The organism is Larkinella soli (genome assembly GCF_003703975.1).
Classification (GTDB): Bacteria; Bacteroidota; Bacteroidia; order Cytophagales; family Spirosomataceae; genus Larkinella; species Larkinella soli.
The window spans coordinates 1-7,245 of the sequence record NZ_QTJY01000040.1 but is presented as its reverse complement, the minus strand read 5'-3'; the positions used below and the strand labels follow the sequence as shown (position 1 = coordinate 7,245).

The window sequence follows — 7,245 nt, the reverse complement described above, 5'->3', positions numbered from 1 at the left end:
GGGAGAGTAGGTAGCTGCCGCCTTCTTATTTATGTGCCGGCGCCGTAGCTCAAACCTACGGCGCTTTGGCATAAAGTAAAGTTTTTTCATTTTTCATAAAGTCGTATCTTTGTGAAAAAATCGGGGTGTAGCGCAGCCTGGTAGCGCGCTACGTTCGGGACGTAGAGGCCGGAGGTTCGAATCCTCTCACCCCGACATATAATTAAAAACATGCGCTTTTCATTCGAAATGTCTATGCTTTGGTGGCGTTCTTCTTCGAAAGGAGTTGAACAGTCAGCGCATGCTTTTTAGCAGATCTTCAAGAAACCACTGAAGGCCTACTGTTCACCACAGTAGGCCTTTTTTTTTCTAACCATTTAACGTTTTTGCCATGATTGACGTAATACCTCGACAAACCTCCGCCTTCAAGGTCGTTAGCCGTTACCGAAAAATGCTGGCCGATACCTTGACGCCCGTCAGCATTTACCTACGTCTTAGAGACAAATTTGTCAACAGCGTCCTGTTGGAAAGCTCCGATTATCATGGAAACGACAACAGCTTTTCCTATATCTGCTTTGACCCTGTTGCCCGGTTTGAATTTGACGGGCAAGCGATAACGACCCGTTATCCGAATGGAAAAACCGAGTCTTTTACGCTTTCCCAGGCTGCTGATCTTCTATCCACCATCGAATCTTTCCGATCCAGTTTTACATCCGAAAAATCTTCCTTCCCTTTTATTACCAACGGCCTCTTCGGGCATATCGGTTATAATACCGTTCAGTTCTTTGAAGACATTGCCTTTCAGTCTGCACCGGCCGAGAACGATGTGCCGCTCGTTGTCTACCAGGTGTTCCGGTATGTTATTGCCATCAACCATTTTAAAGACGAACTCTTTCTCTTTGAACATTCGTACCTGCAGGAAGGAGAGGAATTGGCAGCCGATACGCTGGATGAAATGGAAGGAATCATCAAAAACCGCAATTTCCCGTCCTACTCTTTCCAGACTACCGGAGCCGAAAAGTCCAACCTTTCGGACGACGAATATAAACAGGTGGTTCAGAAAGGAATCGATCACTGCCATCGGGGCGACGTTTTCCAGATCGTTCTTTCCCGTAAGTTCTCCACGCCTTTTCAGGGCGACGAATTCAACGTTTATCGTGCCCTGCGCTCCCTGAATCCCTCTCCCTATCTTTTCTACTTCGATTACGGCAGTTATAAGCTCTTCGGATCTTCTCCGGAATCTCAAATTGTCATCAAGGGCCGGAAAGCGATCATCTATCCGATAGCCGGCACTTTCCGGCGGACCGGGGACGATGCGGCCGATGCTGAACTGGCCAAAAAGCTTCACAATGATCCGAAAGAGACGGCCGAGCACGTGATGCTGGTCGATCTGGCCCGGAACGACCTGAGTCGGAACTGCGATACTGTAAACGTCGAGACGTTCAAGGAGGTGCAGTATTACTCGCACGTCATCCATCTGGTTTCCAAAGTGGTGGGCCAGATGAACGAGACCACCCAGCCGCTGCGGATCGTCGGCGAGACGTTCCCGGCCGGTACGCTGTCCGGCGCTCCCAAGCACATGGCCATGCAACTGATCGACCGGTATGAAAAGGTGAGCCGTGGTTTTTATGCCGGCTGTATCGGCTTCATGGATTTTAATGGTGATTTCAACCAGGCCATCATGATCCGGACGTTCCTGAGCAAAAACAATACGCTGCATTACCAGGCTGGGGCCGGCATTGTCGCCAAATCCGACCCGGAAAGTGAACTCCAAGAGGTAAACAATAAACTAATGGCTTTAAGAGCCGCAATTGAACAGGCAAAAACGCTCTAAACCGCTTCAATCATGAAAATTTTGGTTATTGACAACTACGACTCCTTTACGTACAACCTCGTCTATATTCTTCGGGAGTTAGGGCATCAGGTGGACGTCCGTCGCAACGACCGGCTTACGCTGGACGAGGTGGAGGAATACGACAAAATTCTACTGTCGCCGGGACCGGGAATTCCTTCCGAGGCCGGCATCATGCAGGAGGTGATCCGGAGGTATGCTCCAACCAAAAGCATCCTCGGCGTGTGCCTGGGCCATCAGGGCATTGGAGAAGCCTTTGGAGCCAGACTTGAAAACATGGACGAGGTTTACCATGGCGTCGCCCACCGGGCCGTGGTGGAAAACCGTTCGGAGCGGTTATTCAATGGGCTACCGCGGGAGTTAATGGTCGGCCGGTACCATTCCTGGACGGTGATTCCGGAAAGCCTGCCCGAAGACCTTGTCGTAACGGCCGTCGACGAAAACGGCCGGGTGATGGGGCTGGCACACCGGAAATTCGATGTTCGGGGGGTGCAGTTCCACCCCGAATCGGTCCTGACGGAACACGGCCGGGAGATGCTTCAAAACTGGCTCGCACACTAATCCCCGCAACCCCTTTTCGACGATCATGAAGGAAATATTAAACCACCTCTTTGAATACAAAACGCTGACCAAAACCGAAGCCCGTCAGGTGCTGGCCGGTATTGCGACCGGTCAGTATAATACCTCGCAGATCGCTGCCTTTCTAACGGTTTACATGATGCGCAGCATTACCGTCGAGGAGCTGGAAGGCTTCCGGGATGCCATGCTTGAACTGTGCCTGCCGGTCGACCTCTCGGAGTTTGACATCATGGATCTTTGCGGAACGGGGGGCGACGGCAAGGACACTTTCAATATTTCGACCCTGTCGGCTTTTGTGGTGGCCGGCGCGGGCCAGCGGGTGGCAAAACACGGGAACCATGGCGTATCCTCGCTCTGCGGGTCTTCGACGGTGATGGAATTCCTCGGCTACCGGTTTACCAACGCGTACGACAACCTGCGCAGGATGCTGGAATCGGCGGGCATCTGTTTTCTGCACGCACCCCTGTTCCACCCGGCCATGAAGACCGTCGGACCCATCCGGAAGGAGTTAGGCGTAAAGACGTTTTTCAACGTCCTCGGCCCGATGGTCAATCCGGCATTCCCGAAAAAACAGCTCGTCGGGGTGTTCAGTCTTGAATTAGCCAGATTATATGCGTATCTTTATCAGCAAACGCCCAAGCGGTTTATGATTCTACACGCTCTGGATGGCTATGACGAAGTGTCGCTGACCGGCGCCTTTAAAGTGATTACCTCACACGCTGAGCAAGTGCTGACTCCGCAACAGATCGGCTTGCCTCTGCTTGCGCCCGAAGAACTCGCCGGGGGCAAGTCCGTCGAAGATTCCGCCCGTATTTTCATGAATGTTCTTAACAATGAAGCAACCCCGGCTCAGAAAGAAGCCGTCGTAGCAAATGCGGCTTTGGCATTGGTAGCGGCAGAGCGTACGCTGAACCTGGGGGAAGCCATTCAAATGGCTCGGGAATCACTGGAAAGCAAGCGGGCGCTGGCCTCGTTTAAGAAACTGCTGGCCGCATAAAACGGCCGGAACCTTGTAATACGAAGTTAAAAACCGGTAGCCTGCTACCGGAAAGAATAGAATGGATGTACTTGAACGAATCATTGAGAGTAAGCGAAAGGAAGTAGAATACCGTAAAATCGCAGTATCACAACGGGACCTCGAACAACGACCGCTATTCCACCGGCAGCCGCTATCCGCCCGTGATGCCATTCTGCGGCCCGGCTCCTCAGGTATCATCGCGGAATTCAAACGAAAGTCTCCATCCAAAGGCGTCATCAACGACCGGGTTTCGGTCACTGAAACCACGTCTGGATACGTTCGTGCCGGAGCCGCCTGCCTGTCGGTCCTGACCGATGAACCTTTCTTCGGCGGAACCTCCGATGATCTGACCCAGGCACGCCAGGCCAACCCGGCAACACCCATCATCCGGAAGGATTTTATCATCGACCCTTACCAGATCGTCGAGGCCAAAGCCATCGGGGCGGATTTTATTCTCCTGATTGCCGCCTGCCTGACCCCCCGGCAGGTGGCCGACTACAGCCGGCTGGCCCACGACCTCGGTCTGGAAGTGCTGCTGGAAATTCACGATGAAACCGAACTGGCCGGTTACCTCGTCGGCGAGGTCGATCTGGTCGGCGTCAATAACCGGAATCTGAAGACATTTGTAACCGACATCGACACGAGCGTCCGGCTGGCCCCACTGATTCCGGCTTTCTGCGTAAAAATTTCGGAAAGCGGTTTACAGCAGGCCGATTCGATTCGGGCACTGCGCCAGGCCGGTTACCAGGGTTTCCTGATTGGGGAGACTTTTATGAAAACGCCTTCCCCGGAAAGCGCTTTGAAGGAATTACTCGATGAGTTGAGTGAAGTATACCCATTATCTCAAAACCAGTTAATCCTATGAAGGTAAAAGTCTGCGGAATGCGAGATTCCGACAACATCCAAGAGTTGCTCGCCGTATCGCCCGATTTTATGGGATTCCTTTTTTTCGACAAGTCTCCCCGCTTTGTTGGTGAAGACCTGGATGTCGACCTGTTGAAGTCGTTTCCGCGCCATGTGAAAAAGGTGGGTGTTTTCGTTAATGCCAGCCCGGACTATATCCTGCGGAATGTGAAGAAGTACGACCTTCAATACGTGCAGCTGCATGGGAGCGAAAACCCGGAATTCTGCCGGAACCTCCGGAACCGGGGCGCCAGCATCATCAAGGCTTTTTCGGTCGATGCGTCGTTCAACTTCAGCATGATCAACAATTACAAGCCGTTCTGTGATTTCTTCCTGTTCGACGCGAAGGGAGATCAGTTCGGCGGAAACGGGGTGACCTTCGACTGGAGTCTGATGAACCGGTACGATAACGAAAAGCCGTTTTTCATCAGCGGAGGCATCGGCGTGGAAACCGTCGACGAACTGCAGAAACTCAGCCATCTGAAACTGTACGGCGTGGATATCAACAGCCGCGTGGAGGTGGAACCGGGTCTGAAGGACATTCGTCAGATCAAGGCGATCATCGCTAAACTCAAGCCGGTAGAGGAAGAAGAAACAGTCGCTTAACGGGTTTGCTTATTGGAGAAAATCTACGATCAGAGGCTGTTCGTCTCTGCCTGAGCAGACACGTCTGCCTGCATAAACAATGACGTTCGGGCTGAAAGGGGCTTTTGCACCAACCGGACCTTCTGAATAGTATTGATTGGAGTACAATGGAAACTACAGAGTTAAAATCCGCATTTCAGGTTGACGAACGGGGCTATTACGGAACGTTTGGCGGGGCCTTCATTCCCGAAATGCTTTATCCGAATGTAGAGGAACTGCGCCGGAATTACCTTGATATCATTGCCGATCCTGCCTTTCAGCGCGAATTCCGGGACCTGCTGACCGATTATGTCGGCCGTCCAACCCCACTGTTTCACGCCCGTCGGCTGTCGGATACCTACCAGACCACCATCTACCTGAAGCGGGAAGACCTCTGCCATACCGGTGCTCACAAAGTCAATAACACGATCGGCCAGATCCTGGTGGCTAAGCGGCTCGGGAAGCAGCGCATCGTGGCGGAAACCGGGGCCGGCCAGCACGGCGTTGCCACCGCAACCGTCTGCGCACTGATGGGGCTGGAGTGCATCGTGTACATGGGGAAGATCGACATGGAACGTCAGAAGCCCAACGTAGACCGCATGCATATGCTGGGGGCGAAGGTGGTTCCGGCCACCAGCGGTAGCCAGACCTTGAAAGATGCCACCAATGAGGCCATGCGGCACTGGATCAATAATCCGGTCGATACCCATTATATCATCGGCTCCGTAGTCGGACCGCATCCTTACCCGGATATGGTCGCCCGGTTTCAGTCGGTCATTTCCGAAGAGGTAAAGAAACAGTTGCTGGAAAAAACCGGCCGGTCCACCCCGGACTACATCATTGCCTGTGTGGGTGGAGGAAGTAATGCGGCCGGTGCCTTCTATCATTATCTGGACGAGCCCACCGTTCGGTTAGTGGCCGCTGAAGCCGCCGGTCAGGGATTGACCTCCGGGCACTCGGCAGCAACCACGGCTTTAGGAAAACCCGGTATTCTGCATGGCAGCCGCACCATCCTGATGCAAACGGAGGACGGTCAGGTCGTCGAACCCTATTCGATCTCCGCCGGACTGGATTATCCCGGTATCGGACCGCTTCATGCTCATTTGTACTCCTCCGGTCGGGGCCGGTTCTTCTCCATCACCGATCAGGAAGCCGTCGAGGCCGCGTTTGAACTCAGCCGGCTGGAAGGAATCATTCCGGCGCTGGAATCATCCCATGCTTTGGCCTGCCTGCCGAAGCTGAAAGCCGCTTCCGACGAGGTGATCGTTATCTGCCTGTCAGGCCGTGGTGATAAGGACCTGGCTGCTTATACCGCCTATCTGGATAAATAAAAATAAATAACATAAACGATTACGGGCCGGCTCCAGCAGTCGGGTAGTCGTTCATTTCCTAACCGTATTCACCATGAACCGTATCGTCGAGTTGTTCCGAAATAAATCAGAGCAGATTCTGAATATCTACTTCACTGCCGGTTTCCCGACCCTTGAAAATACCGTTCCGGTTCTGGAAGCCCTGAGTGAAGCCGGCGTCGACCTCATTGAGATCGGAATGCCCTATTCCGATCCCGTGGCCGACGGAGAAACCATTCAGCAAAGCAATCAGAAGGCACTTGAGAACGGAATTTCGATAAAGCGGCTGTTCGAACAACTGAGCGGGATCAGAGAAAAGGTAAAGGTACCGATTCTGTTGATGGGCTATCTGAATCCGGTCGTTCAGTTCGGTGTGGAAGACTTTTGCCGGAGGTGTGCCGAGGTAGGCATAGACGGCCTTATTCTGCCGGATCTTCCCGTAGATGTTTATAAGGAAGAGTACAAGGGGATTTTCGACCGATACGGAATCCTGAATATTTTCCTGATAACTCCTCAAACCATCGAATCCCGTATCCGAAAGATCGACGAGGTTTCAGATGGATTTATCTATATGGTTTCGTCGGCCAGTACCACCGGCTCCCAAAAAGGCATCACCGACGAAATGAAAGCCTATTTTAGCCGGATCAAAGAAATGAATCTAAGGAATCCGCGCCTGATCGGCTTTGGGATCAAGGATTACGAAACCTTCCATACTGCCTGCGCCTACGCCAATGGAGCTATTGTGGGGAGTGCTTTTGTTCGTTTGCTGGAACAAAACCAGGAAAATCAACGGGCCGCCATCCTCAATTATGTTTCTTCCCTCCGTCATTCTCATCAGGTAGAAAAAATATTTTCGAACCTTAGCGCTTAAGAATCAGGTGAGTGGAAAACCGCCCCAGACTTTTTTGAGAGGGGGACTTGACAAAGGGGAAAAAAGTGGC

Annotated in this window: 7 protein-coding genes and 1 tRNA gene; all 8 read left to right on the top strand. The window is 52.5% G+C overall.

What is annotated here, in order from left to right:
- Positions 1 to 121: 121 nt before the first annotated feature.
- The 8 genes from DX909_RS29145 (at position 122) to trpA (ending at position 7,175) form a co-directional block, all read left to right on the top strand.
- A tRNA-Pro gene (locus DX909_RS29145) sits at positions 122 to 195 on the top strand.
- A gap of 175 nt (positions 196 to 370) precedes the next feature.
- Positions 371 to 1,813, top strand: coding sequence for an anthranilate synthase component I family protein (locus DX909_RS29140; RefSeq protein ID WP_128548830.1), 1,443 nt, complete (start codon positions 371 to 373; stop codon positions 1,811 to 1,813).
- A gap of 12 nt (positions 1,814 to 1,825) precedes the next feature.
- On the top strand, positions 1,826 to 2,392 hold the full coding sequence (locus tag DX909_RS29135) for an anthranilate synthase component II (protein WP_128548828.1): 567 nt from the start codon (positions 1,826 to 1,828) through the stop codon (positions 2,390 to 2,392).
- A gap of 25 nt (positions 2,393 to 2,417) precedes the next feature.
- Positions 2,418 to 3,407, top strand: coding sequence for an anthranilate phosphoribosyltransferase (trpD, locus tag DX909_RS29130; RefSeq protein ID WP_128548826.1), 990 nt, complete (start codon positions 2,418 to 2,420; stop codon positions 3,405 to 3,407).
- Positions 3,408 to 3,468: 61 nt separating this feature from the next.
- Positions 3,469 to 4,293, top strand: coding sequence for an indole-3-glycerol phosphate synthase TrpC (trpC, locus tag DX909_RS29125; RefSeq protein WP_128548824.1), 825 nt, complete (start codon positions 3,469 to 3,471; stop codon positions 4,291 to 4,293).
- Entirely contained in the window at positions 4,290 to 4,937 is a 648-nt protein-coding gene (locus tag DX909_RS29120; protein WP_128548823.1) for a phosphoribosylanthranilate isomerase, read from the top strand. Before trpC ends, DX909_RS29120 begins: the two co-directional genes overlap by 4 nt.
- A 146-nt stretch (positions 4,938 to 5,083) precedes the next feature.
- Positions 5,084 to 6,286, top strand: coding sequence for a tryptophan synthase subunit beta (gene trpB / locus DX909_RS29115; protein WP_128548822.1), 1,203 nt, complete (start codon positions 5,084 to 5,086; stop codon positions 6,284 to 6,286).
- Positions 6,287 to 6,359: 73 nt separating this feature from the next.
- On the top strand, positions 6,360 to 7,175 hold the full coding sequence (gene trpA / locus DX909_RS29110) for a tryptophan synthase subunit alpha (protein ID WP_128548820.1): 816 nt from the start codon (positions 6,360 to 6,362) through the stop codon (positions 7,173 to 7,175).
- Positions 7,176 to 7,245 lie beyond the last annotated feature (70 nt).

What these genes read in the sequence shown, in the direction of transcription:
- DX909_RS29140 (WP_128548830.1), top strand. Translation starts at nt 371, where the DNA reads ATGATTGACGTAATACCTCGACAAACCTCCGCCTTCAAGGTCGTTAGC.
- DX909_RS29135 (WP_128548828.1), top strand. Translation starts at nt 1,826, where the DNA reads ATGAAAATTTTGGTTATTGACAACTACGACTCCTTTACGTACAACCTC.
- trpD (WP_128548826.1), top strand. Translation starts at nt 2,418, where the DNA reads ATGAAGGAAATATTAAACCACCTCTTTGAATACAAAACGCTGACCAAA.
- trpC (WP_128548824.1), top strand. Translation starts at nt 3,469, where the DNA reads ATGGATGTACTTGAACGAATCATTGAGAGTAAGCGAAAGGAAGTAGAA.
- DX909_RS29120 (WP_128548823.1), top strand. Translation starts at nt 4,290, where the DNA reads ATGAAGGTAAAAGTCTGCGGAATGCGAGATTCCGACAACATCCAAGAG.
- trpB (WP_128548822.1), top strand. Translation starts at nt 5,084, where the DNA reads ATGGAAACTACAGAGTTAAAATCCGCATTTCAGGTTGACGAACGGGGC.
- trpA (WP_128548820.1), top strand. Translation starts at nt 6,360, where the DNA reads ATGAACCGTATCGTCGAGTTGTTCCGAAATAAATCAGAGCAGATTCTG.